Origin of the sequence: Methylobacterium guangdongense, assembly GCF_038442355.1 — a bacterium.
GTDB classification, from domain to species: domain Bacteria; phylum Pseudomonadota; class Alphaproteobacteria; order Rhizobiales; family Beijerinckiaceae; genus Methylobacterium; species Methylobacterium guangdongense.
This window is the reverse complement of record NZ_JBBXMX010000015.1, coordinates 41,206-64,853: the sequence shown is the minus strand read 5'-3', so window position 1 is coordinate 64,853 and position 23,648 is coordinate 41,206. Positions and strand designations below refer to the sequence as shown.

At 70.7% G+C, this 23,648-nt stretch carries 29 protein-coding genes; 14 read left to right on the top strand and 15 right to left on the bottom strand.

The features are described 5' to 3' along the window. Window positions 1-260: 260 nt before the first annotated feature. The 3 genes from AAHG09_RS23405 to AAHG09_RS23395 all read left to right on the top strand — a co-directional run bounded on the left by AAHG09_RS23405 (window position 261) and on the right by AAHG09_RS23395 (window position 1,750). A complete protein-coding gene (locus AAHG09_RS23405; protein ID WP_342109911.1) occupies window positions 261-578 on the top strand; it encodes a hypothetical protein in 318 nt (105 codons plus the stop codon). A 141-nt stretch (window positions 579-719) separates the two neighbouring features. Further along, complete coding sequence (locus AAHG09_RS23400; RefSeq protein WP_244040884.1) at window positions 720-893, top strand: YqaE/Pmp3 family membrane protein; 174 nt, start codon at window positions 720-722, stop codon at window positions 891-893. Between the two features lie 161 nt (window positions 894-1,054). Continuing rightward, the gene (locus AAHG09_RS23395) at window positions 1,055-1,750 is read left to right on the top strand and encodes a dienelactone hydrolase family protein (RefSeq protein WP_342109910.1); all 696 of its coding nucleotides are present in this window, start codon (window positions 1,055-1,057) and stop codon (window positions 1,748-1,750) included. Between the two features lie 149 nt (window positions 1,751-1,899). Here the strand turns inward: AAHG09_RS23395 and AAHG09_RS23390 are convergent, their stop codons facing one another. From AAHG09_RS23390 to AAHG09_RS23375, 4 genes are all read right to left on the bottom strand, one after another. Then, window positions 1,900-3,447, bottom strand: coding sequence for a L,D-transpeptidase family protein (locus AAHG09_RS23390; protein ID WP_342109908.1), 1,548 nt, complete (start codon window positions 3,445-3,447; stop codon window positions 1,900-1,902). A gap of 151 nt (window positions 3,448-3,598) precedes the next feature. After that, window positions 3,599-4,777 (bottom strand): MFS transporter, encoded by a 1,179-nt coding sequence (locus AAHG09_RS23385; RefSeq protein ID WP_342109907.1) that lies wholly within the window; start codon window positions 4,775-4,777, stop codon window positions 3,599-3,601. A 144-nt stretch (window positions 4,778-4,921) separates the two neighbouring features. Beyond that, on the bottom strand, window positions 4,922-5,260 hold the full coding sequence (locus tag AAHG09_RS23380) for a helix-turn-helix domain-containing protein (RefSeq protein ID WP_342109906.1): 339 nt from the start codon (window positions 5,258-5,260) through the stop codon (window positions 4,922-4,924). After that, window positions 5,242-5,523, bottom strand: a complete 282-nt coding sequence (locus AAHG09_RS23375; RefSeq protein WP_342109905.1) for a BrnT family toxin — start codon at window positions 5,521-5,523, stop codon at window positions 5,242-5,244. The genes AAHG09_RS23380 and AAHG09_RS23375 overlap by 19 nt, the downstream gene beginning before the upstream one ends. Window positions 5,524-5,747: 224 nt before the next feature. Here AAHG09_RS23375 and AAHG09_RS23370 point away from each other — a divergent pair, with 224 nt between their 5' ends. Then, on the top strand, window positions 5,748-6,665 hold the full coding sequence (locus tag AAHG09_RS23370) for a LysR family transcriptional regulator (protein ID WP_342109904.1): 918 nt from the start codon (window positions 5,748-5,750) through the stop codon (window positions 6,663-6,665). Between the two features lie 103 nt (window positions 6,666-6,768). Next, complete coding sequence (locus tag AAHG09_RS23365; RefSeq protein WP_342109903.1) at window positions 6,769-7,020, top strand: CCDC90 family protein; 252 nt, start codon at window positions 6,769-6,771, stop codon at window positions 7,018-7,020. A 15-nt stretch (window positions 7,021-7,035) separates the two neighbouring features. Here the strand turns inward: AAHG09_RS23365 and AAHG09_RS23360 are convergent, their stop codons facing one another. The 3 genes from AAHG09_RS23360 to AAHG09_RS23350 all read right to left on the bottom strand — a co-directional run bounded on the left by AAHG09_RS23360 (window position 7,036) and on the right by AAHG09_RS23350 (window position 10,041). After that, window positions 7,036-7,767 (bottom strand): DUF1796 family putative cysteine peptidase, encoded by a 732-nt coding sequence (locus AAHG09_RS23360; RefSeq protein ID WP_342109902.1) that lies wholly within the window; start codon window positions 7,765-7,767, stop codon window positions 7,036-7,038. Beyond that, complete coding sequence (locus tag AAHG09_RS23355) at window positions 7,764-8,726, bottom strand: acetyl-CoA carboxylase carboxyltransferase subunit alpha (protein WP_342109901.1); 963 nt, start codon at window positions 8,724-8,726, stop codon at window positions 7,764-7,766. The genes AAHG09_RS23360 and AAHG09_RS23355 overlap by 4 nt, the downstream gene beginning before the upstream one ends. Window positions 8,727-8,832: 106 nt before the next feature. Then, entirely contained in the window at window positions 8,833-10,041 is a 1,209-nt protein-coding gene (locus AAHG09_RS23350) for a DUF2252 family protein (protein WP_342109900.1), read from the bottom strand. Window positions 10,042-10,300: 259 nt separating this feature from the next. On the opposite strand from AAHG09_RS23350, the gene AAHG09_RS23345 reads away from it, so the two are divergent. After that, complete coding sequence (locus AAHG09_RS23345) at window positions 10,301-10,990, top strand: MgtC/SapB family protein (RefSeq protein WP_342109899.1); 690 nt, start codon at window positions 10,301-10,303, stop codon at window positions 10,988-10,990. Window positions 10,991-11,035: 45 nt separating this feature from the next. Here AAHG09_RS23345 and AAHG09_RS23340 read toward each other — a convergent pair whose 3' ends face one another. After that, complete coding sequence (locus tag AAHG09_RS23340) at window positions 11,036-12,409, bottom strand: PleD family two-component system response regulator (RefSeq protein ID WP_342109898.1); 1,374 nt, start codon at window positions 12,407-12,409, stop codon at window positions 11,036-11,038. A gap of 131 nt (window positions 12,410-12,540) precedes the next feature. After that, window positions 12,541-12,912, bottom strand: a complete 372-nt coding sequence (locus AAHG09_RS23335) for a response regulator (RefSeq protein WP_007560977.1) — start codon at window positions 12,910-12,912, stop codon at window positions 12,541-12,543. An 80-nt stretch (window positions 12,913-12,992) separates the two neighbouring features. Between AAHG09_RS23335 and AAHG09_RS23330 the strand changes: the two genes are divergently transcribed. Beyond that, complete coding sequence (locus AAHG09_RS23330; protein ID WP_342109897.1) at window positions 12,993-13,289, top strand: DUF3572 domain-containing protein; 297 nt, start codon at window positions 12,993-12,995, stop codon at window positions 13,287-13,289. Window positions 13,290-13,324: 35 nt separating this feature from the next. On the opposite strand, the gene AAHG09_RS23325 is transcribed toward AAHG09_RS23330, so the two are convergent. Both AAHG09_RS23325 and AAHG09_RS23320 read right to left on the bottom strand, forming a co-directional pair. Then, a complete protein-coding gene (locus AAHG09_RS23325; protein ID WP_342109896.1) occupies window positions 13,325-14,260 on the bottom strand; it encodes a cell envelope integrity EipB family protein in 936 nt (311 codons plus the stop codon). 61 nt (window positions 14,261-14,321) lie between these two features. Continuing rightward, entirely contained in the window at window positions 14,322-16,178 is a 1,857-nt protein-coding gene (locus AAHG09_RS23320) for an ABC transporter ATP-binding protein (RefSeq protein ID WP_342109894.1), read from the bottom strand. A 101-nt stretch (window positions 16,179-16,279) separates the two neighbouring features. On the opposite strand from AAHG09_RS23320, the gene AAHG09_RS23315 reads away from it, so the two are divergent. The 3 genes from AAHG09_RS23315 to AAHG09_RS23305 all read left to right on the top strand — a co-directional run bounded on the left by AAHG09_RS23315 (window position 16,280) and on the right by AAHG09_RS23305 (window position 17,540). Further along, entirely contained in the window at window positions 16,280-16,849 is a 570-nt protein-coding gene (locus AAHG09_RS23315; protein WP_342109893.1) for a ComEA family DNA-binding protein, read from the top strand. Window positions 16,850-16,926: 77 nt separating this feature from the next. Next, a complete protein-coding gene (locus AAHG09_RS23310; RefSeq protein WP_342109892.1) occupies window positions 16,927-17,121 on the top strand; it encodes a type II toxin-antitoxin system HicA family toxin in 195 nt (64 codons plus the stop codon). An 11-nt stretch (window positions 17,122-17,132) separates the two neighbouring features. After that, window positions 17,133-17,540: a type II toxin-antitoxin system HicB family antitoxin gene (locus tag AAHG09_RS23305; RefSeq protein WP_342109891.1), complete on the top strand. Its 408-nt coding sequence runs from the start codon at window positions 17,133-17,135 to the stop codon at window positions 17,538-17,540. 9 nt (window positions 17,541-17,549) lie between these two features. Here the strand turns inward: AAHG09_RS23305 and trpB are convergent, their stop codons facing one another. Next, window positions 17,550-18,791 carry a tryptophan synthase subunit beta gene (gene trpB, locus AAHG09_RS23300; RefSeq protein ID WP_342109890.1) on the bottom strand — a complete coding sequence of 414 codons (1,242 nt, stop codon included), beginning with the start codon at window positions 18,789-18,791 and terminating at the stop codon, window positions 17,550-17,552. Window positions 18,792-18,931: 140 nt separating this feature from the next. On the opposite strand from trpB, the gene msrA reads away from it, so the two are divergent. After that, on the top strand, window positions 18,932-19,648 hold the full coding sequence (msrA, locus tag AAHG09_RS23295; protein WP_342109889.1) for a peptide-methionine (S)-S-oxide reductase MsrA: 717 nt from the start codon (window positions 18,932-18,934) through the stop codon (window positions 19,646-19,648). Between the two features lie 65 nt (window positions 19,649-19,713). Here msrA and AAHG09_RS23290 read toward each other — a convergent pair whose 3' ends face one another. The 3 genes from AAHG09_RS23290 to AAHG09_RS23280 form a co-directional block, all read right to left on the bottom strand. Beyond that, window positions 19,714-20,649, bottom strand: coding sequence for a prephenate/arogenate dehydrogenase family protein (locus AAHG09_RS23290; RefSeq protein WP_342109888.1), 936 nt, complete (start codon window positions 20,647-20,649; stop codon window positions 19,714-19,716). Next, complete coding sequence (locus tag AAHG09_RS23285; protein ID WP_342109886.1) at window positions 20,642-21,757, bottom strand: pyridoxal phosphate-dependent aminotransferase; 1,116 nt, start codon at window positions 21,755-21,757, stop codon at window positions 20,642-20,644. The genes AAHG09_RS23290 and AAHG09_RS23285 overlap by 8 nt, the downstream gene beginning before the upstream one ends. Window positions 21,758-21,875: 118 nt before the next feature. Continuing rightward, the gene (locus AAHG09_RS23280) at window positions 21,876-22,295 is read right to left on the bottom strand and encodes a type II toxin-antitoxin system HicB family antitoxin (RefSeq protein ID WP_342109885.1); all 420 of its coding nucleotides are present in this window, start codon (window positions 22,293-22,295) and stop codon (window positions 21,876-21,878) included. A 432-nt stretch (window positions 22,296-22,727) separates the two neighbouring features. On the opposite strand from AAHG09_RS23280, the gene AAHG09_RS23270 reads away from it, so the two are divergent. The 3 genes from AAHG09_RS23270 (at window position 22,728) to AAHG09_RS23260 (ending at window position 23,595) form a co-directional block, all read left to right on the top strand. Further along, window positions 22,728-23,024, top strand: a complete 297-nt coding sequence (locus tag AAHG09_RS23270; protein WP_342109884.1) for a hypothetical protein — start codon at window positions 22,728-22,730, stop codon at window positions 23,022-23,024. A gap of 143 nt (window positions 23,025-23,167) precedes the next feature. Further along, window positions 23,168-23,335: a hypothetical protein gene (locus tag AAHG09_RS23265; RefSeq protein ID WP_244043161.1), complete on the top strand. Its 168-nt coding sequence runs from the start codon at window positions 23,168-23,170 to the stop codon at window positions 23,333-23,335. 80 nt (window positions 23,336-23,415) lie between these two features. After that, the gene (locus AAHG09_RS23260; RefSeq protein ID WP_342109883.1) at window positions 23,416-23,595 is read left to right on the top strand and encodes a hypothetical protein; all 180 of its coding nucleotides are present in this window, start codon (window positions 23,416-23,418) and stop codon (window positions 23,593-23,595) included. The last annotated feature ends 53 nt before the right edge of the window (window positions 23,596-23,648 follow it).

The following is a 23,648-nucleotide window of genomic DNA, read 5'->3' as shown; positions in this document are numbered from 1 at the left end:
CAACCTTAGATATTTCATAAATGACATCAGGTTCTATGCGCTTGCTCGCCCGTACAGCATTGAGCAAGGCAGATGCGGTGTGAATATTCGCAATCTCGACCGGGTCTTGCGTGCGTTGCCGATGCGCTTCAGGTGCTATCGAGCATTCCTGACAATCCGAAATATGCTTGACGGGCTGCGTTCGGTTTCGCAGAATAATCAGGCGTGTCGATATCATCGGATCGTTGCTTGATAACCATTATCTAACGTAATTTTTGAATATGAATATTGAGGAACACGCGGCAGAATGCCGTATCGTTCGAAAAAGACGGGGGTTTGTCGTGTCTGAAAACAGCGCTACATTAGCTCTTCTTCGAACGATCGCCGAGGCGAACGAGACAAGCATCGATGCGTTCCTGATGCCGGATCGGAGGGGCAGGCCCGATGTCCATCCTCGACCGCAGGGGCCGTATCGGCACGCGGCGCTGCTGCCCCGGCTCTTCAGGGCCTATCTTGCCCTGCCGGGCGGGGAAAGCCGGCTCCGGGCGCTCAGGATGATGGAGGCGATGGCAGCCCGGGCGAAGGGCGTGAGCGGCTGACGCCCCGTCGTGAAGCCGCAGCCCGACGCGCTGCGGGACGGGCTGGCCGGACTGCCGCCCGGCCGGTCGGGCCAACGGAACGGACACGGCCCCGCTTCGTTTGAGCGTCATTCCTACGAGGATTCTAGCTCGGAAGCGCCCATGTCCAGCCTGATTCGCATCCTGCTCGCCATCTTCATCCCGCCGATCGCGGTCCTCGTCACCACCGGCTTCGGGCTGCAGTTTCTGCTGAATATCGTGCTCTGGATTCTGGGCTGGCTCCCCGGCACCGTTCACGCCCTGTGGCTGATGAACCGCGAGCGCCCCTTGCTGTGACGCAACCCGCAGCCGCGCGCGGCTGTCCCGGGGGCCGCGATATTGACCGGTCTTGCAGACGACATCGGGTCTCGGCCCGCGATTGAGGTCTGTCGTCGATCCGTTCGAGGTCCTAAAGCACTCCGGGCCGACACCGCGGATGCCTTGCCCAGGAGGGCCCGATGCCGGTCGACCACGTCTCCATCCGGACGCGCGACGGGGATTGCCGCGCCCAGGTCGTCACGCCGGCCGGCCAGGGCCCATGGCCTGCGGTGATCCTCTACATGGACGCCGGCGGCATCCGGCCGGCGATGCTCGCCATGGCCGAGCGGCTGGCTGCGGCCGGTCTCGTCGTCCTGTTGCCGGATCTGTTCTACCGCTACGGGCCCTATGGACCGTTCGTGCCCGAGGCGGTGTTCAAGGGCGACGTCCGCGCCATCCTCGGCCCCCTGATGGCCACGACGGGGAACGACAAGGCCGCTGCCGATACGGTCGCCTTCCTGGCCTACCTCGACACGCGCGACGACATCGCGGGACGCGAGATCGGCGCCGTGGGATTCTGCATGGGCGGCGGCATGGCGCTGGCCTCGGCCGGAACCTGCCCCGATCGGTTCGCGGCGGTCGCGAGCTTTCACGGGGGCAACCTCGCGACCGATGCGCCGACGAGCCCGCACCTGTTCGCGCCGATGCTGACCGCGGAGGTCTATATCGGCGCCGCGGAGAACGACGGCAGCTACCCGCCCGCGATGGCCGCGCGGCTGGAGACGGCCCTCACGCAGGCCGGGGTGCGGTTCACCGCCGAAACCTATCGCGCTGCGCATGGCTGGATGATGCCGGACTTCCCGGTCTACGATCCTGCGGCGGCCGAGCGGGGCTGAAGCGCAATGCTCGCCCTCTTCCGCCGGGCCCTGCGCCCCGGCCCCTGAGGGCCGGGTGAGCCGGAGCCCCGGGTCGATCCCCGGGACGCCCGACCGGCGTGCGCGGGGCCCGCTTCGCCCCGTTTCAGGTCGCCCGCTGGGGCCCTCGGTCAGGGCTTGGCCTTGTCGCCCTCGCCCTTCCTGAGGGACGGCTTGGCGTCAGTCTTGCCGTCAGTCTTGCCGTTACCCTTGCCCTCGACCTTCGCGGTCTTCACCGCGTGCGCCTTGGCGACCGGCTTCGGCGCGACCTTCTCGGCGGCATGGGCGAGCTTGACGGGCTCCGGCACGATGGCGGCGTCGACCGCCGGGGTCGGCGTGGCGGCGGGCTCGTCCTTGGTGAACAGCTTGCCGAACAGCTTCTGATAGCTGCTCGGATCCCCGTCAGCGTCCGCCACGGCGATGCGGGCGGGCTTCGCGGCAAGCGCCGCAGGCTTCTTGGCAAGCGCCGCAGGCTTCTCGGCAAGCGCCGCGGTCGTCTCGACCTTGGCGTCGGGCTCGGCCCGGTTCGCCATGAGGGTCGCCACGGCGGGCTTCGCCGGCTCCTTCTCCCAGCCGTTGGACCGGGCCCTGGCGGCCTTGACCGGAGCCGCCGGCTCCGCGCCGGCCAGCATCACCGGCTGGCCCTTCGGACCCACCTCGATCTCCTGCGGCCCGGCCGCCAGGGTCTCCGGCCGGCTCACGTCGCCGAGATTGTGCCGGCCGTACTCCTTGGCGTCGTAGGGCAGCACCGTCTCGGTGCCGCCGAGGCTCGCGAAGGCGCTCGTGTTGGCCGGCGGGCGGAAGACCGGGTTCTGGCCGCCGTCCTGGTAGACCACCCGCACCGCCGGCGTGCCCTTGGCGACGAGGTCTGCGACCGCGCGCGCGTCGCGCTCCCGCTTCTCCGCCACCTGCGGCTCGACCCGCGGCTTGCACGAGCCGGCGGCCGCGTCGGCGCCGCCGAACACGTACTTGGTGCCGCACTGGCCGATCTTAGGCTCCTCGCGCAGGGCCTCGAAATAATCCGATCCCTCCTTGAGGTTCTCCCAGAAGGCGATGTTCGGATCGTTGCGGAACTTGGCCATGTTCTCGGCCGTCATCCGGAACGGATAGGACTGGAACTGGAAGCTGCGCTGCCCGCCGATGAACGCCTCGCGGGCGATGGCGTAGATCTCCGCGATGGTGGCGTCGGTCATGGCGAAGCAGCCCGCCGACGAGCAGGTGCCGTGCACCATCAGATACTTGCCGGTGCGCCCGTTGGCCCGGTCGACGGCATTCGGGAACCCGGTGTCGAACGAGAGGTAATACGAGGAGTTCGGGTTCATCAGGCCTGGGGTGATCGTGTAGAACCCCTCCGGCGCCTGCCGGTCGCCCTCGCGGCTCTTGGGGCCGAGCTGGCCCGACCAGCGGCAGATCGGGTAGATCTTCAGGAGGGCGTAGCGACCGTCGCTGCCCTTCTTCCAGACCTCCATCTCCGCTTCCTTCTTGAAGGCGCGGATCAGGATCGGGTCGGATTGCTGCATCCCCTTGGACTGCATCAGCGCGACCGTCTGCGGGGCGACCGGCGCGAGGCTGCGCGCGCTCGGGCCGTTGATCCCGGATCCGTCCTGGCAGGCGGCGAGGGAGAGGGCCAGCAGGGAAGCGGCCGCCAGCATCCGCGCAGTCGCGAGACGCGCCGTCATGGGGAACCTCAATCGTCCTACGCGCACCCGCGGGCCTTTTCGGCAACCGTCGCGTGCCACTCCCCAACCCAATAGGCTCGTTAAGCTTGCGCCTTCCTTACCGCAAGGACCGGGGTGCAACACTGGGCGGCTCCGTGCGGGGATTGCACCGCTATCCGCAGGGCGCGCCCGCCGCCGCGACGCGTCCCCTCGTGCCGTGGCGGAGCCCGAGCATGAGCAGCAGGGCCGCCGCCGCCAGGATGGCGCCGGCCGGCGGCACGGCCCCGTAGCCGAACCCGGCATCGATCACGCCGCCGCCCACGGCTGCCCCGATCGCGTTGCCGAGGTTGAAGGCGCCGATATTCATGGCCGAGGCGAGGTTCGGCGCCGCGCCGGCCTTCTCCATCACCCGCATCTGGAGCGGCGGCACGATACTGAAGCTCGCCACGCCCCACAGCAGCATCAGGAGGGCCACCGGCACCGCGTCGTGCATCAGGCCGGCGAACAGCACGAGGATGACGATCTGCGCCGCCAGTGAGGCCAGGATCGTCCCATCGACGGAGCGGTTGGCGAGGCGCCCGCCGAGCCAGTTGCCGACAGCGAGGCCGATCCCGTTGATGACCAGCATCAGCGTCACCACCGGCGTCGCCGCTCCGGTCTCGGTGCGCAGGATCGGCACGATGTAGGTGAAGAGCGTGAACATCGCACTGAAGCCGATCGTGGTCAGGGCGAGGGCGGCGAGCACCGGGCCGCGGCCGAGCACCCGCACCTCGGCCCACAGGTCGGCGCCGGGCTCGGCCTTCAACTCCGGCAGCGCGTGGCGCAGCGCCAGCATGGCCGCGGCGCCGACGGCCGCGATCCCCCAGAACGCCGCCCGCCAGCCGATCTCGGCACCGACCCAGGCCGCCAGCGGCACGCCGCCGATCAGCGCGAGGGTGAGCCCGGAGAACATCGCGGCCACCGCGGCGGCCCGGCGTTCCGGCCGCACGATCCCGGCGGCCACCACCGAGCCGACGCCGAAGAACGCTCCGTGGTTCAGGGACGTCACCAACCGGGCGACGACCAGCATGGCGTAGCTGTCGGCCAGCGCCGCCATCACGTTTCCCAGGGTGAAGATCGCCATCAGCCCGACAAGCAGGCGCCGCCGGCCCATGCGTGCGGTCGCGAGCGTCATCAGCGGTGCGCCGATCAGCACGCCGAGCGCGTAGGCGCTGACCACGAGGCCGGCCGCCGGGATCGATACGGCCAGGTCATTGGCGATGAGGGGCAGCATGCCCATCGGGGTGAACTCGGTCACGCCGATGCCGAACGCGCCGACCGCCAGGGCCAGCAGGGGTGGGTTGAGCGCCATGGGTCTTGCGTCTCCGGTTGTTCCGGGGACGCAGGTGGCTGATTCGCTTGGCGATCAGTAGCCTGGGGGGCGGACCAGGATCTGTGCGCTGGAGGAACGAATGGAGTCCTTTGCAGGAGCCGGGCAGGCGGGATCGGACAATGCTTATCCGAGGGCGCGCAGGACGGCGTCTGGATCGCGCGCGACCGCCGTCAGCAGTGACCGAGCCGCCGGATCAGGCAGCTTCCGTCCCTGCTCCCAGTTCCGCAGTGTCGCCACAGGGATCCGCAGCGCCCGGGCGAACGCCTCCTGCGTCATGTTCAAGCGCGCGCGAATCTCGGCAGGAGCCTCCACCGTGCGGACCGGACCGGCCGGCCGATAGCCGGGATCATATCCCTCGGCCGCCTTGTAGCGGCGGATGTCCTCCTCCGTCGTCGCGTCCAGCTTTTCCGGATCGAGGTCCGGGGCGGACGCCATGAGGTCGCTCATGCGCCTGCGTGCCATTGTTCCCGCTCCCATGCGTCCGAGGGCCAAGCCGTGATGATCCAGCGATAGGGACCCTCCTCGCTGTCACGGATCGTGTAGACGACGGTCCAGATGCGCCGCTCGGCGCGACCGACCGCGATCATGCGAACCTCGCCATAATCAGCGCGGTCGTCTTCCCATTCGACAGTGCGACCGGCGAAGATTCGACTGGGAACGCCGAAACCGTGGCCGCGCTCGGCACGAACTTCAGCCTCCTTGCGATCGTCCCAGTCGACGTCCATGCCGGAATGTGCGCCCTGGGCGTACATTCTGCAAGACCGGGGCACAAGATCCGGGGCATCGTTCTTCGCGTCCGGAGCGGCGAGGCCGTCGCGGGCGCCATACCGGTGCCGAAGCCCACCTGATCGGTTCAGCCGCGACCGTCATGTAACTCGTACCTGTCTGCGGCGGAGCAGGGCCGATGCGGTCATGTCGCAGTCTGGCTGGCGGTGGAGGAACCTCTTCGATGCAGCAGCACGACAGGACCGACCGCGCCGGCGAGATGGCGGTGTTCGTGGCGGTGGCGGAGGCGGGCAGCCTGTCGGAAGCCGCGCGCCGGCTCGGGCTGACGCCTTCGGCGGTGAGCCGGATCGTCGCCCGGATCGAGGCGCGGCTCGGCGTGCAGCTCCTCGTGCGGACCACCCGGACCCTGCGGCTGACCGCCGAGGGCGAGACCTACGGGCGTGCGGCGCGGCGTATCCTGGCGGATCTCGACGAGACGGAAGCCGCGCTCGCCGATCGGGGCTGCCCGCGCGGGCGGGTCCGGGTCAGCGCCGCCACCGCCCATGGCCGCCTCGTGATCGTGCCGCTGCTGGCCGATTTCGTCGCACGCTACCCTGGCATCACGGTCGAGATCGACCTCAGCGACGAACTCGCCGACGTGCTGGGCGGCCGGGCCGACGTGGCGATCCGCTTCGGGCCGCTGGCCGACAGCCCGCTCACCGCCCGGCGGCTCGGCGAGACCGGCCGGACCGTGGTGGCGGCCCCGGCCTACCTCGCCCGGGCCGGCACGCCCCGCCTTCCGGCCGATCTGGCGCGGCACAACTGCCTGGATTTCACGTTCCGCCGAACCGAGCCCGGCTGGCCGTTCCGGGAGGACGGGCGCGACGTCGTCCTGCCGGTCGCCGGCTCCATCGCGGCCAACAACGGCGAGACCCTGGTGCAGCTCGCGATACGGGGCGTCGGCATCACGCGGGTCGGCAACTTCCACATCGTGGACGAACTGGCCTCCGGCCGGCTGGTGCCGCTGCTGGAGCCGTTCAACCCGCAGGACCGGGAGGCGATCCACGCGGTCTTCGTGGGCGGTCCCGCCATGCCGGCCCGGGTGCGGGTGCTGGTGGATTTCCTGGTCGAAGGGATGCGCGGAGGCGGCGCAGGACCGTGAACCGGTTGTCTTCGATGGGTGAAGCCGCCACCGCATCGACGGCCGCCATCGGGATCGGGATTGGCCGAACGGAGCCCGACGCCCGGGACCGCCGAAATCATACATGACGGCTCCGGCGCTTGATACACATGCGCTCGTGCGCAAGCTCGAGGCCACGGGTCTGTCCGAGGATCAGGCCGAGGCGATCACCACCGCGATCCGCGAGAGCCGCGACGCCGACCTGACCGATCTCGTCACGAAAACGGACCTGGCCGAGGCCAAGTTCGACATCATGAAGTGGGTGATCGGAGCGATCGGCTTCCAGACGATTGCCAGCGTCGGCGCGATCGTCGCCCTGTCACGCGCCACGCACTGACGCCACCCGTCCCGCTCAGCCGAACAGCGCCGGCCGCCGCTCCGCCTCGGCGCGGATGATCGCCACGAGCGCCGCGTCGTCCGCCGGGTCGGCCAGCCGCAGGCCCACCGGCTCGGAGGGGGTCTGCACGGTGAGCCAGCGCAGCGTCGGCCTCAGATCCAGGGCCTCCACCACCGCGATCCGCGGATGGCCGGTCTCCAATTGCAGGAAGGTCAGGTGATTGCGGCTCGCCCGGGCCTGGAGCTGATCATCGACCGCCTCGATCATGTCCCGGGGCGCGTGGAGGTGGCTCATCATCCAGACCCGATTGTCGGTGCCCGGCGTGTCCAGGGCCGTCCGGATCCGCCGCACGCCCTCGCGGAGGAAGGCGTAATCCGCCGCGTTCGCCGCCGGGTCGTGGTGGTTGAACACGCATTCGAGCCCGTGCCGCTCCCGGTAGAGCCGGTGGCGCCCCCGCCAGATGTCGGGCCCCCGCCGCTCGGGCTCCGGGATGCTCTCCAGCTGGTCCAGGTCGAGGAGGGCGGAAAAATCGTCCGCGAGGCAGTCCCGGGCCATGCCGGGCATCGAGAAGATCCAGTCGAGCGGGCCCGACCACTGGCGCAGGTCCAGCGTCTTGAGCACGTGCGCCATCTGGCAATTGCAGCCCAGCGAGATGTGGTTGAACCGGCCGGGCTCGCGGCCGTCGCGCCGGCCGAGCAGTCGCCCGATCGCGCCGAACAGGCCCCCCGTCGCGCCGGCTCCGATCACAGGGTCCGGCCGATGGCGAGGAATTTCTCCGCGCGCCGGTCGCGGATCTCGTCGGGCCCGAGTCCTTCGAACGGGGCGAGCGATTCGGCGATCGCATCGCCCGCCGCGCGGATCGCCGCCTCGCGGTCGCGGTGCGCGCCGCCGGTGGCCTCCGGAATGATCGTGTCGATGACGCCCAGCCGCAGGAGATCCTGGGCGGTGATCTTCATGGCGGTGGCGGCGTCGGCGGCCCGGCCCTGGTCGCGCCACAGGATCGAGGCGGCGCCCTCCGGCGAGATCACCCCGTAGATCGCGTGCTCCAGCATCAGCACCCGGTTGGCGGTGGCGAGCGCGATCGCGCCGCCCGAGCCGCCCTCCCCGATCACCACGGCGACGTTGGGCACGCCCAGCGCCAGGCAGGCCTCGGTCGAGCGGGCGATGGCCTCGGCCTGGCCGCGCTCCTCCGCCTCGATGCCCGGATAGGCGCCGGCCGTGTCCACGAAGGCGATGACGGCTAAGCCGAACCGGTCGGCGGTCTCCATCAGGCGGACCGCCTTGCGGTAGCCCTCGGGCCGGGCCATGCCGAAATTGTGCCGGAGCCGGGCCTCCGTGGTGGCGCCCTTCTCCTGGCCGAGCACCAGCACCGGCCGGCCGCGGAACCGGCCGAAGCCGCCGAGGATCGCCTCGTCCTCCCCGAAGCTGCGGTCGCCCGCAAGCGGGGTGAATTCGGTGATGAGCCCGCCGCAGTAATCCACGAAGTGCGGCCGCTGCGGGTGGCGGGCCACCTGGGTCTTCTGCCAGGGGGTGAGATTCGCGTAGATCTCGGCCAGCGCCTGGCCGGCCTTGGCCTCCAGCCGGCCGACCTCCTCGGAGATCGAGACCGCGCCGTCGCGTTCGCCCACGGCGCGCAATTCCTCGAGCTTGGCCTCCAGCTCGGCTACGGGCTTCTCGAAGTCGAGATAGGTGCGCGTCACCGCCATCGTGTCACAGGTCTTCCCGGGATCCACCGCAGCGAAGCGGCTGGCGCGCGGTGTTGGCGATGGCGGGGATGGTGTCAACCGGCGTGTTGCCGGCGGGCGGCCCGCGTCAGCCGCGGGACAGGTCCTCGCGGGCGATCCGGTAGCAATGTTCCAGATAGCCGCGCTGGTGCTCGCCCATCAGGTCGGTGACCACGGACCAGAGCCAGCCGGGGGCGTCGGGCCCCGGGCCGGGCTCGCGCACGGCCCCGATCCAGGCCCGCCGGGCGGCCTCGTCCATCTGCCGGCCGTGGGCCCGGCCCAGGACCGCGGCGAGGTGGCCGGCGACGCGGACCGCCTCGCGCCGCGAGAACTGCTCGGCGTCGATCTTGAGATCCTGCGGCATCAGCTCGCGGACCGTGACGGGCTTGCCCAGGACATGGCCGGCCACCATCCGGTCGCCGAGATGCGGCGCCAGCGCCCGGGCGCCCGCCACGACGCGCTCGGCATGGTCGGTCGGCATGGCGCCGCCGCCGGCGGCCGGCGCGAGGTGCGGCACCGCCTCCTTCACGTCGAGGAGCGCCCGGTGCGGGTGCGTGCCGCCGCGGATCTCCACGAGGCCGGCATAGCGCAGGCGGCCGAGCGAGCTGCAGCCCTTGATCCAGTAGGCCGCATCGAGGAGCCGGATCTCGGCATCCTCCGCGCCGCGCCCGAGCGCCAGGACGAGCCGGCGCACCGCCGGATCCCGGATGAGCGCCGTGACGGAATCCTGCTCGTCGGGGGCGAGGTCGAAGAACCGGTGCCCCCGCGGCAGGTGGTCGGTCTTGCCCTTCAGGCGCTCGTTGGACAGGTGGCGCCAGCGCCGGCCGAGCGCCCGACGCTTCGTGGTGGCGACGATCTCGGATTCGGCGCCGTCGCGCCCGGTGTTCCCGGGATCGGCGATTCCCTCGGCGTAGCCGATCGCCATGGCGTCCATCATCCGGGCGGTGACGATGCCCGGCAGCGTCGCGTTCAGGGCCGCCGTGACCAGCGAAAGGGCCAGCCGCACGAGATCGTAGGCGGGGTTGGCCACCACCGTCTGGTCGAGGTCGCGGATCTGGATCGCGATGCGCCCCGCGGCGTCGGCCACCGCGCCGAGATTGCCGAGATGCGCGTCGCCGCAGATCCAGATCGGCGGCCCCTCGGGCAGGCTCCCGGCCGGCATCCGGGCGATCAGCTCGTAGAAGCGCGCCGTGGTGCCGCGGACATAGGCGTGCGGCGAGGAGGCGATCTTGCACAGGCGGCGGTGCTCCAGCACGCTCGCATCGCGGCCGGATCGTGCCGGCACCTGCATATCCATCCGGTCGTCCGCGCCCTGTTCCCGATCCGCACAGCACTTGTTAACGCAACGTTCGGTGCGGTGTGCGCGCGCGAATGTTAAATTCTCGTTCAATCAGCCGGATCCGCGCTTTCTGAGGCGGGGTGAAGCTATAGGTCGCGCCGATGCGACAGACCTGTCCTCGAACCGACGCGCACCCGCCGCGCCTCCATTGCTCCCGGACTGTCGGGCGTGCGTCCGGGACTTGCGCGGACTCTGCTCCGCGCGCCGGACGCACCCGATGAGCGGCGATCCGACCCTCGGTACCATCGCGGTCCGCCTCGGCCTGACCTTCCTGGCGGCCTTCGTGCTCGGCTGGGACCGGGAAGAACTCGGCCATCCGGCCGGCCTGCGGACCCTCATGCTGATCGGCCTCTCGGCCTGCACGGCGATGCTGCTCGCCGACTGGCTGCTGGCGCAGACCGCCGGGTCCAGCGGTGGCCTGTCCCGGCTCGACCTGATGCGGCTGGCGCAGGGCGTGCTCGGCGGCATCGGCTTCATCGGCGCCGGCACGATCCTGAAGCAGGGCAACATCGTGCGCGGGGTCACCACGGCGGCGACCCTGTGGCTCACCACCGTGATCGGGCTGTGTTTCGGCAGCGGCGCCTGGCCGATCGGCCTCGCCGCCACCCTGACGGGGCTCGTCACGCTGCAGGCCCTGCGTCAGCTCGAAGCCGTCCTGCGCCGGCGCAGCTACGGCACGCTGACGCTGGAATTCGGCCCGGATGCCGACCCGGCGGCGCTGATGGCCGAGCTGGACGCGATCGGCCTGCGGGTGAAGGCCAGCACGCTGGTCGAGGGGGCGGAGGGCGGCAGCCTGCGCTGCCTCGGCTCGCACCGGGGCGAGGACCGGGCCTGGACCCTCGCCGCCGTGGCCCGGCTGCGGGCGGCGCGGGCCGTGACGAAGGTCGGCTGGGAGGATCTCAGCTGAGGCCGGGGCGAGGATGACGGCCGGACGCGTCCGGGGGATGCGGCGTCAGGCCGCCTGATGCTCGACCCGGTTCCGTCCCGCCGCCTTGGCCCGGTAGAGGGCGAGGTCGGCCCGCCGGAGCATGTCGCCCGGGCCCGCATCGTCCGCCTGCCGCACGGCGACGCCGATCGAGACCGTCACGCCGATCGACCGGGTCGCCCGCTGCACCGAGAACGGCACGGCCTCGACCCGCTCGCGGATGCGCTCCGCGATCGCCTGCGCCTCGGCGAGGCCGGCCTCCGGCAGGACCACCACCACCTCCTCGCCGCCGTAGCGCGCCACGATGTCGACGGGGCGCGTGTGCTGGCGGACCCGGTCGGCGAAGCCGCGCAGCACCTCGTCGCCGGCCTCGTGGCCGTAGCCGTCGTTGATCCGCTTGAAGTGGTCGATGTCGAGGATGAGGGCGGCGAGGGCCGCCCGCCGCGTGCCCGGCTCCGCGAACAGCGCGCCGAGGTGGTTGTCGAGGTAGCGGCGGTTGTGCAGGCCGGTCAGCGCATCGGTCACGGCCATCTGCAGGGAGGCCTGCATCGCCCCCCGGAGCGCGTCGGTGAAGCGCCTGCGCTTCACCTGGGTGCGGGCCCGGGCCATCAGCTCGTTGCGGTCGACCGGGCGCATCAGGAAGTCGTGGACGCCGAAATCGAGCCCGCGCACCACCCGGGCGCGGTCGTGCTCCTCCGCCAGCATGATCAGCGGCATGGCGCGAGTCCGGTCGAGCGACCGGAGCTGGCTGCACAGGCGCAGGCCGTCGAACCCGTCGAGGTCGAGGCTCACCAGGGCGAGATCGAAGGCCCCCTCGGCGGCCAGGACCAGGGCGGCCTGGGGATCCGGCTCGATCGTCACGGCGTGGTGCTGCCGCAGGGCGCCGGCGAGGCGCTCCGCCGAGCCGGGGCGGTCCTCGATCAGCAGGATCCGGGCGTCGAGGCCGGTCTCGGCGGCGGCGAGCGCCAGGGGGTCGCCGATCCCGAACTCGGCCGAGGCCAACGCCCGCTGGCGCAGCTCGTCGGTGACCGCCTTGAGGCGGACGAGGCTGCGCACCCGGGTGAACAGGGCGGTGTCGTCCACGGGCTTGGTCAGGAAGTCGTCGGCGCCCGCGTCGAGGCCGCGCAGTCGGTCCGAGGGCTGGTCGAGGGCCGTGACCATCACCACCGGGATATGGGCGGTGACCGGGTTGCTCTTGAGGTGGCGGCAGACCTCGAACCCGTCCATGCCGGGCATCATCACGTCGAGCAGGACAAGGTCGCACAGGCCCTTCTCGCAGATCGCGATCGCGTCCGGGCCGTTCATGGCGACGAGCGTGTCGAAATATTCGAGCCCGAGCTTCGTCTCCAGAAGCTTCACGTTCGGGAACAGGTCGTCGACGATCAGGACGCGGGCCGACATGGTTCCTCGCTGACGCGTGGCAGGGCGGCCCGGGACCGGCGGATCGGCACGGGCCCACGCATCGAGACAGACGGTTCAGGCGGCCCCCCGAACCGGTCGGGGGGCCGCCTGAACGGTGCGCCCCTGCGGGATCACCGCGGCTCTAGATACGCGCGAACCGTTGCCAAAAACTTCGCGACCGAGATTGGCTTCGACAAATAAGCCTCGCAGCCGCCCTCCCGAATACGTTCCTCGTCGCCCTTCATGGCGAAGGCCGTGATGGCGATGACCGGAATAGACTTGAGGTCGTCGTCCTCCTTGAGCCACTTCGTGACTTCGAGGCCCGACACCTCCGGGAGCTGGATGTCCATAAGGATCAGGTCGGGGTGGTGGGCGCGCGCCAGCTCGATCGCCTCGATGCCGTGGGCGGTCTTGAGCGTGGCGTAGCCGTTCGCCTCCAGGAGGTCGTTGAACAGCTTCATGTTCAACTCGTTGTCCTCGACGATCAGCACCGTCTTCTTCATGATCCGTTGTCCCGGTGCGCGCCGATCATGATTAGCGGGCGGTGAAGCCCCTCCATCACCTTTGTAGCGTTGACATGTTGATGAATGGCAAACCTCTTCAAGGGGATGGGGCTGCGGAGCAGCTCGCCCTCGACGTTCTTCTGTGGATCACGGGGGAGGAGGATCGCCTCCTGCCGTTCCTCGCGGCCACCGGTCTCGACCTCGAGACGCTGCGGGCCAGCGTCCGGGAGCCGGGCTTCCTGGTGGGCGTCCTCGACCACGTGATGGGCGACGAGAACGTGCTCCTCGCCTGTGCACGGGGGCTCGACGTGAAGCCGGAGCGGATCGCCGCGGCGTGGCACAGGCTCTCGCCGCGGCCGGATGACGAGTGGGCGTGAGGAGGGCGTGCCGCGCGCCTGTCCTCGAACGATCCTCAGGGCGTGCAGCCCTTCCCCGTCTCCTTGTCGGCGCGCCCCGCCTTCGCGTCGATGTCGAGGGCGGTCATGTCGCCCAGGATGGCGAAGTCGCCGTAATCGAGCTTGAGCGCGCCGCTCACGCCGTTCTCGTAGAGGTCGAAGCCGAGCGTGTAGATCGGCGTGCGCTCGCCGGCGCCCTCCGTGTAGTAGCTCAGGCGCACCGGCCAGTGCGGCATGCTGGCGATCGCCCCCTCGCGCAGGGGCTTGTCCCGGGTGGAGCCGGCGGCCGGCGCCGGACCCGTCTCCGTGTGGCCGATCACCGCGAAGGTGTCGTAGACCTTCTTGCCGTCGTCGGATCCGTCGAACACCTTGACCGAGAGGGTCGACTGGCCGGCCCGGGCGGCCTCGATCAGGCGGCGCATGTGCTCGCTCGGGAACAGCACCGGCCCCTCGACGGTGTAGGGCTTGGGCCCACCTTTCAGCTTCACCGTGACGGCGTTGCCCTGGTCCGTGGCGGTCCCGTCCACCGGGGCGGCGGGCTGGTTGTTGGTCAGCGTCGTCGTCTTGAACCGGAACTCCCGGCCCTGCCCGCCCTCGAAGGTGGTGCTGCGCATGTCGGACAGGCGCGCCCCGGTCTCGCCGGAGGACAGCTCCGTCACCTGCCGGGTCAGCATCGTGTAGCCGCGGCAGGCATCGCCCCGGAAGTCGATGACGATGCGTCCGCGGGCGCTCTCCACCGAACGGCTGTTGCCGCCCTCGTCGAGCGACAGGTCGTAGACCGCCCGGTGGTTGGCGAGCACGATCGCGGGCGCCGAGGCCGGCGCCTGCGGCGCTCCCTCAGTCGGCGCCCCGGGCGCGGGGGTGGGCGGTTCGGAGACGACGGGGGCCGCCTGGGCGCCCCAGGCGGAGACGAGAAGGCCGGCCGTCAGCAGTCGATGGAGGCGCAGGCGCATAATGGTCCTCGGTTCTGTCCGCCGCAGATAGCAGGCTCCGGGAATCGGGCAATCCTGGGGACTACCGGTAGCCCTCGGCCTGGAGGGTGAACAACTCGGCGTAGCGGCCGCCCCGGGCCATCAGGGCGGCGTGGCTGCCCTCCTCCAGCACCCGGCCGCCCTCCAGCACCAGGATGCGGTCGGCCATGCGCACGGTGGAGAAGCGGTGCGAGATCAACACGGTCGTTCGCCCCGCCGAGAGTTCCCGGAACCGCGCGAACACGTCGTACTCGGCCCGGGCGTCGAGGGCGGCGGTCGGCTCGTCGAGGATCAGGATCTCGGCCTCGCGCATGTAGGCCCGCGACAGGGCGATCTTCTGCCACTCGCCCCCGGAGAGGTCGAGGCCGCCCGAGAACAGCTTGCCGAGCGGCTGGTCGTAGCCCTCCGGCAGGCGCTCGATCACCGGGGCGGCGAGGCCCCGGACCGCGGCGCCCGCGATCCGGTCGGCATCCCCGGCGGCCTCGATCCGGCCGACCGCGACGTTCTCGCCCGCGGTCAGCTGGAAGCGGACGAAATCCTGGAAGATCGCGCCGATCCGCGCCCGCAGCTCCGCGAGGTCGTAGTCCGGCAGCGGCACGCCGTCGAGGAGGATGCGGCCCTCGTGCGGATCGTAGAGCCGGGTCATCAGCTTAACGATGGTGGTCTTGCCGGCGCCGTTGCCGCCGACCAGCGCCACCGTCTCGCCGGCCCGCACCGCGAAGGACAGGTTGCGCAGGGCGAACGTCTGCGTGCCGGGATAGCGGTAGCCGACATCCTCGAAGACCAGCCCGTCGCGGATCGGGCTCGGGACCGGCACGGGCCGCGCGGGCGTGCGGACCTGCGGCTCGATCGCGAAGAACGAGAAGAAGTCGTCGAGGTACTGCGCCTGGCCGGTCACCTGGGTCAGGCCGAGGAGCAGCCCCTCGATGCCGCCGCGCAGGCGCTGGAAGGCGCCGGCCAGGAAGGCGAGGTCCCCCACCGAGAAGGTTCCCGCCACCGTGCGCCAGACGATCACCGCGTAGGCGGCGTAATACGCGAGCGTCCCGAGGCTCGCGAAGGCGAAGCCCCAGCGGGCGCGGGCTGCGGCGAGACTTCGATTGTCGTCCAGCAGCCGCGCCGCGACCGCACCGTAGAGGCCGGTGAGGTAGTCGGAGAGGCCGAACAGCTTGATCTCCTTGGCGGTCTCCACGCTGGCGCCGACGTAGCGCAGATAGTCGAGCCGCCGCCGCTCCGGGCTTCGGAACCACGCCAGGCGATAGCCGGCCTTGGTGAAGTGCCACTCGTTGAGGAGCGCCGGCACCAGGGCGGCGCCGATCAGAACCACCAGCCAGGGCGTGAACGCCGCGACCCCCGCCGCCAGGGAGGCCAGGGTCAGCAGGGCCTGGACCTGGCCGAGCACCGTGCCGATCAGGCCGGTGCGGCCGCTGACCTGCCGGCGCGCCCGCTCCAGCCGGTCCTGCTGGGCGCTGTCCTCGAACTGCGCGAGGTCGAGGGCCGCGGCGTGCTCCATCAGCCGCAGGGAGGCCGCGTTGGCGTAGCGGTCGCCGATCAGGGTCTCGGTGAGGTTCGTGAGCCGTCCGGTCAGGTCCGACACCAGGGCGAGGCCGAACTCGGCCGCCACCAGCCCGGCGAGACGCGCCCGGCCGGGATCGGCGAGCCAAGTGGCCAGTCCCTCGGCGAGCCCCGCCTCCGGCACCGGCCGGGCGTGCTCGGCCACGATCCCGTCGAGGATCAGCTTGGCGAGGTACAGGGTCAGGACCGGCAGACAGGCGGCCAGGAGGCGCAGGGCCAGGCTTGCGGCGAGGAGACGCGGGCTCGCCGCGGCGATCTCGCGGAACAGGGTCGGCAGGTAGCGCAGCGCCCCGAGCCGCGCGCCGGGGCGATCCGTCCGCTCGGTCATCGCGCTGTAATCCAACGCTGAAGAGGGACGGCCGGTTGGCCGGAACGAGACGAAAGCATAATCTGTAGCATTATAGAGGCTTAGATCTCGTCGAGTGGTGTGTGCTCAGCGGTCCAGCGATTCTCAGGGTTTCAGTTCTCCTCATCATCGCCGGCATCCTCGCCGCGGTGGTGCAATTCCTGTTGCCGAGCCCGGCGCCCGCGCCGCTGCCCCCGTCCGCTCAAGTGGCGGAGTCACCGGCCCCCGTCCAGCCGGACCCGCCGACGCCCGCTCCGCCACCTGCGGCGCCCGGGCCTGACCGGGGGACGAATCCCCTGCCGCAGGCCGCCACCCCGCCCCCGGCCGCCGCAGCGCCCGCTCCGGTCCAGATGCCGTCCGACGCCCTCGCCTTCCCGTCCGATCCGGCCGCCCCGGCTGAGCCACAGAGCCAGGAGGCGGCCGGACAGGCCGAGATCGACAAGGCGGAGGACAGCGCCGGGCCCCGGGCCCTGGCGGTGGTCGACCTGAACACCGCCCCGGTGGCCGATCTCAACCGCCTGCGGGGCGGCGGCGCCATCGGCCGGGCGATCGTCGCCAAGCGCCCCTACACGTCGGTGGATCAGCTCCTGTCGAAGCGGGTGCTCAGCCGTGCGGTGTACGAGCGGATCAAGGATCAGGTGACGGTGCGGTAAGTCGACGGCGTTCCGATCGATGGAACGCTGGCCTTCCCCAGTGTGTGCCAATAAATACACACGTGCCGGGGGCTGCGATGCCGAGGATCGAGACCGATCGCAAGACCATCGTGGATCGTCTCCGTAAGGAGGGGTGGATCGGCGAAGGGGGCGCCAAGCACGAGAAGTTCGCGCACCCTGAGCAACCCGGAATCAAGATCATGGTGCCGCGTCACCGCGTGCTGTCGCCAGGTGTCGCGCGCAATATCGCCGCGGCAGCGGGCTGGATCTGAGGAGGATGCGAATGTCCCGCTACACCGTGTTGATCGATGGCGAGGCTGGCGCCTATGGCGTCGCAGTGCCTGATTGCCCCGGTTGTACTGCGATGGGTGCGACCATCGACGAGGCGATGGCGAACGCCACGGCCGCCCTCAGCGAGTGGATGGGGGATCGTATTGCGGCGGGGCTGGCGCCGCCTCTTCCCCGCGCGCCCGACGCGGTTCGGGCCGACCCAGCATTGGCCGATGCTTTGGAAGAGGCGACACTCGGCCTCGTTCCCCTGCTCCTCGATTCCGGCCGGCCTGTGCGCGTCAACGTCTCGCTGGATGCCGCAGCCCTGGCCGAGATCGATTCCGCGGCGCGGGCGCGGGGGCTCACCCGGTCGGCCTTCCTAGTCTCGGCTGCGCGGGACAAGATCCAGGCCGAGGGCTGAGCCGTCCCCTCAGAGCGTCGTCCCGAAGATCTCCGCCACCTGCGGGATGTCCTTGTCGCCGCGGCCCGACATGTTGAGCACCATCAGGTGATCGGCCGGACGCTGCGGCGCGAGGTCCAGGATCTTCGACAGGGCGTGGGCCGGCTCCAGGGCGGGGATGATCCCCTCCAGCATCGAGCAGAGCTTGAACGCCTCCAGCGTCTCGGAATCGGTCGCCGACAGGTAGGTGACCCGGCCCATCTCATGGAGCCATGCGTGCTCGGGGCCGATGCCCGGATAGTCGAGGCCCGCCGAGATCGAGTGGGCGTCGGCGATCTGGCCGTCGGCGTCCATCAGCAGGTAGGTGCGGTTGCCGTGCAGCACGCCGGGCTTGCCGCCGGTGAGCGAGGCCGCGTGCAGGCCGGACTGGACGCCGTGGCCCGCGGCCTCGACCCCGAAGATCTCGACCTCACGGTCGTCGAGGAACGGGTGGAACAGCCCCATGGCGTTCGAGCCGCCGCCGATGCAGGCGACGAGGGAATCCGGGATCCGGCCCTCCTGGGCGATCATCTGCTCGCGGGTCTCGCGGCCGATCACCGACTGGAAGTCGCGGACCATGGCCGGGTACGGGTGCGGGCCCGCCACCGTGCCGATGCAGTAGAACGTGTCGGCGACGTTGGTGACCCAGTCGCGCAGGGCCTCGTTCATGGCGTCCTTGAGGGTCTTGGTGCCGGATTCCACCGGGACCACCTCGGCGCCGAGCATCTTCATCCGGAAGACGTTGGGCGCCTGCCGGGCGACGTCGACCGCGCCCATGTAGACGACGCACTTGAGTCCGAACCGCGCGCAGAGCGTCGCGGTGGCGACGCCGTGCTGGCCGGCGCCGGTCTCGGCGATGATCCGCGGCTTGCCCATGCGGCGGGCCAGCAGGATCTGGCCCAGCACGTTGTTCACCTTGTGAGAGCCGGTATGGTTCAGCTCCTCGCGCTTGAAATAAACCTTGGCGCCCTGCCCGGCCGGCGCCTTGGCGCGCAGGTGCTCGGTGAGGCGCTCGGCGTAGTAGAGCGGGCTCGGCCGGCCGATGTAATGGGTGCCGTAGCTCTCCATCTCGGCCCGGAAGGTCGGATCCTGCTTGGCCGCCTCGTAGGCCGCCTCCAGCTCGAGGATCAGCGGCATCAGCGTCTCGGCGACGAATCGGCCGCCGAAGATACCGAAGCGGCCGCGCTCGTCGGGGCCGGTGCGGAAGGAGTTGGGCTCGGGGGCGATGGTCACGGGACGGATCCTCGCGCGAAGGGCGATCGTTTGCCGGGTGCGTAGACCCATGTGGCCGTCGCCGCAATGCGGCTTGCCGCGCGCGTAACCGCAGCGGCCTTCCGGACGAAGGAACTGTCAGCATCCGACAGGAGGCCAGCATGGCTCTTCGCGACACGATCCGCCCCCTCTTCGGGGCAGCCCTCGGCCTCGGCTTGGCGACCGCACTCCTGCTGCCGCGTCTGCCGGCGCTGGCCGAGGAGGCGCCCCGGCGCCTGCCGGAGCCCGCGACGCACGCGACCGAGGCGCCGGGCTCGCGCGTGGCGGTGTTCGCGGGCGGCTGCTTCTGGGGCGTGCAGGGGGTGTTCCAGCACGTCCGCGGGGTGACGAGCGCAGTCTCGGGCTATGCCGGCGGCACCCGCGGCGACGCCGATTACCGGACGGTGAGCGGCGGCGGGACCGGCCACGCCGAGGCCGTGGCAGTCACCTACGATCCCGCCCAGATCCGCTACGACGAATTGCTGCGGATCTTCTTCTCGGTCGCCCTCGACCCCACCCAGGTGGACCGCCAGGGTCCCGACAGCGGGCACCAGTACCGCTCGGCCCTGTTCCCGCAGGATGCCGAACAGGCCCGGATCGCCAAGGCGTATATCGCCCAGCTCGATGCGGCCAAGACCTACACGCGCCCGGTCGCCACGCGGATCGAGCCGGGGGCGGCCTTCTACCCGGCGGAGGCCTACCACCAGGATTTCATGGCCCTGCACCCGGGGCACCCGTACATCGCCGCCAACGACGCGCCGAAGCTCGAAGCCCTGCGCGCCCTGTTCCCGGAGCGGACGGCGGCGCAGCCGGTGCTGGTCAACCGCCCGCCGGCGTGAGGCTGCCTTCATCCAAACCAACGACCTCAGGATGAGGGGGATGGTCGGGAGGATCGGTCTTCGCCCTATTCCTCCGGCGGCCGCGGCCGGCCGAAATCCGGGGCCGCCGTCTCCTGCCCCGAGGCCACGATGCTGCGCCGGATCGCCCGGGTGCGGGTGAACATCGCGTGCAGCGCCTCGCCGTCGCCCCAGCGCACCGCCTTGGCGAGCGCCGAGAGGTCCTCGTTGAACCGGCCGAGCATCTCCAGCACCGCGTCGCGGTTGTTGAGGAAGATGTCCCGCCACATGGTCGGGTCCGAGGCCGCGATGCGGGTGAAGTCACGGAATCCGCTGGCCGAGAACTTGATCACCTCGGATTGCGTCGCCTCCTCCAGCTCCGCCGCGGTGCCCACGATGTTGTAGGCGATCAGGTGCGGCAGGTGGCTGGTGATGGCGAGCACGTGGTCGTGGTGGTCGGCGCTCATCGTCTCGACATTGGCGCCCATCCCCGCCCACAGGGCGCGGACGGTCTCGATCGCCGCCGGATCGGTGCCCTCGGGCGGGGTCAGGATGCACCAGCGGCCCTGGAACAGGGTCGCGAAGCCCGCATCCGGCCCCGAGAACTCGGTCCCGGCGATCGGGTGGCCGGGGACCAGGGCGACGCCGTCGGGCAGGTGCGGCCGGATCGCCGCCACCACGGCACCCTTGACCGAGCCGACATCCGACACGATCGCGCCGGGCTTGAGATGCGGTGCCATCTCGGCCGCGGCCGCGCCGATGGCGCCCACCGGCACGCACAGGATGACGAGGTCGGTGTCGGCCGCGCCCTCCGCCGGATCGCCGGTGACGACGTCGGCGATGGCGAGTTCCTGGACCCGCGCGCGCACGGCCGGGTCGCGGTCGACCGCCACGATGGTGCGGGCGAGGCCGTAGCGCCTTGCCGCCCGGGCGATCGAGGAGCCGATCAGGCCGAGGCCGACGATGGCGAGGCGGCCGATGGGGGCCCTGGATTCCTCAGGCATGCGCGCCCCGCACGAAGTCGCCGAGCGCCGCCAGGAAGGCCGTGTTGGCTTCGGCGCTCGCCACCGTCACCCGCAGGGCGTTCGGCAGACCGTAGGCGGTGACCCGGCGGGTGATCAGCCCGCGCTCGGTCAGGAACGCGTCCGCATCCGCGGCCGAGCGGCCGGGTTCGTCGGGGAAGTGGATCAGCACGAAGTTCGCCACGCTCGGCGTGACCGTGAGGCCGAGCGCCCGGGCGCCCTCGGTGAGCTTCGGCAGCCACTCGGCGTTGTGGGCGGCAGCGGCCGCCATATGGGCCTCGTCGGCGATGGCGGCCGAGCCCGCGGCGATCGCCGGTCCCGAGACGTTGAACGGCCCCCGGATCCGGTTGACCGCGTCCGCGACATGGGCCGGCGCCACCATCCAGCCGATCCGCACGGCGGCGAGCCCGTGGATCTTCGAGAAGGTCCGGGTCATCACGACGTTCTCGGATTCCAGCGCGAGCTCCAGCCCGGCCGAATAGTCGTTCGCCCGGACGTACTCGGCATAGGCGCCGTCGATCACCAGCAGCACGTTTGGCGGCAGGCTGGCGTGCAGGCGGCGGATCTCGTCGAACGGCAGGTAGGTGCCGGTCGGGTTGCTGGGGTTCGTGACGTAGACGATCCTGGTCCGCTCCGTGACCCGGGCCAGGATCGCGTCGACATCGGTGGTGTAGTCGCGCTCGGGCGCCACCACGGCCTCGGCGCCCGAGGCCAGGATGGCGATCCGGTAGACCAGGAATCCGTGCTCCGAGTAGATGCCCTCGGTCCCCGGCCCGCCATACGCGTAGGCGAGGAGCGACAAAAGCTCGTCCGAGCCCGCGCCGCAGACGATCCGCTCGGGATCGAGCCCGTAGCGCTTGGCGATCGCAGTCCGCAGGGCGGTGGCGCGCCCGTCTGGATAGGTCTCGAGCTTGGCGGTCGCCTCGTGGAGCGCGGCCAGAGCCGCGGGGCTCGGGCCGAGGGGCGTCTCGTTGGACGACAGCTTGTAGACCTTGCCGCCGCCGGGCCGCCCGCTCTTGCCGGGCACGTAGGTGTCGATCGCCAGGACGCCGGGGCGCGGTTCCGGGCGGACGGGTTGCAGGGCGGACATTGCGGGACGACTCGGAATGCGCGGCGCGGAGCTGGGTTCGCGCCCGTCTACAACATTTCCTTTGCCGGTGAACCCGGTGCTCCGCCATGTCGAGACGGCCACGCCGACAGGTCCGGGATCACGCGGCCTGCGTGGTCACGACGATCTCGCGTCCGCACGCTGCGAGCGCCGCTTCGATCTGATCCAGGCGGGACTCGTGATCGAGGTCCAGAAGCCGGTCGACCTGCGGCGGGTGCACCAGAAGCCGGCGGACCAGATCGGCCTTGCGCATGCCGGAATCCTGCATCGCCCGATACAGTTCGAGCTTGAGCGCCGTGAGCGCCGACAGGGCGACCGCGTGGCCGGTCGGTGCCCCTGGCGCCGGTACGGGCTGTCGCGCCGTGATGCGTCCTTTGAGAGCCGTTGCGACCGCATCCGCCCCGTGAACGAGCGCGTCGGCTTCGTCCGCACCGAAGCTCGCCACCTCCGGCAGGTCCGGGCAGGTCACCAGCAGGGTTCCGTCGTCATCGGGTGTCAGGACCACGGGGTATCTCAGCATCAGCCCTCGTCCTTGATGTCCAGATCCTTGAGGATCTTCCGCCAAAGCCCGGTGCCGAGTTCCTTCGCCGCCATGCTGCGGCAGCACCGACATCCGACCCGCGCGGCGGACGATCAGGTGTCCACCCTTGCCGGGTTCGAACGTGCAGCCGCGCTTGGCCAGATAGCGTTTGGCTTGGCTGCTGTTCATCGAAACGCAGCGCACGCGTTGCGCCACCCGGGCGATCGGTCTGCAACAGATATGTTGTGTCTGGCGCTTGGGTCAACGGGCAGAGAATGGCGTCTTTCCGCCTCCGCCACAGGGACGGATGCCGCCTCCATGCGGTCTTGGCGCACAAGCTGACAGTCCCGATCACCTCATCCGATCCATACAGACGGAGTCGGGCCGCCCTACGTGATGTCATCTCACCCTTCCGAATTACGGAGCGATCCCATGCCCCTCACACGCTACCTGGATGGCGGCGCCCACATCCTGCCCGCGGACGAATCCCTGATCCGCTTCGCCATGACCAACGGCGAGCGGGTGATCGGCATCGACGTGCCGATCCCGGTGCTGCGCCAGCGATTCGGTGCGGGAGCGGATGCCGCGCCCCTCGACCTGTTCGCCCGCAACCAGGCGGCGGTCGAGGCCGCGGCCAGCCAAGCCTACGACCGGACCGAGACGCCGAACGACCTCCTCGACATGGGGCCGGAGGATTTCGACGCAGGTCCAGCCCCGGCCAAGCTTTAAGAGCGACGATCCACCTGCGCCGGCCGCGGCAAAACCGGCGACGCGCAAATGCCGCGGGGCACGCGCCACGTTTCGGCCTGTTGAATCCGGAGACAGGACGCATCGGGCGCGCCGCGCCCTGCGTATGCGTGGATGGATCGAGAATGCCCGGTGACCTGATCCCCTGCAGTCTGTTTCTGATCGGGATCCTCACCTCGGTCGCCGCGGATTGCCGCCTGCGGCGCGCGGAGGCGGCGCCGTGGGCCAACGGCTGCATCACCGCGGCCGGGGCCGCCCTGGTCTTCGCCGCCTGCGCAGCCGCGATCCGCTGAGGAACCGGCAGGCGCCGGACCGAATTCCCCACCCGATTCGGCTGCCGGGAGAGGACCGGCGGCGGTTGGGTGAGGTTGCCATGGTTTCGTTACAGGCGCTGGCTGGCTGCGGCCTGGTGATGGCCGGGATCGTGATCGAGAGCGCGGCGAGCCGGCACTGGTGGGCCGGGGCCGCTGCCGACCGGCTGGATGCCCGGGCCGCCCTCGCGGTAGCGCTGCCGGCCCTGGGGCTGGCGGTGATGGCCGCGCCGATCGCGTAAGCCGGCACACCGCGCGTGCCCGGCTGCCCGGGGATGCTCGGGAACACGATCCC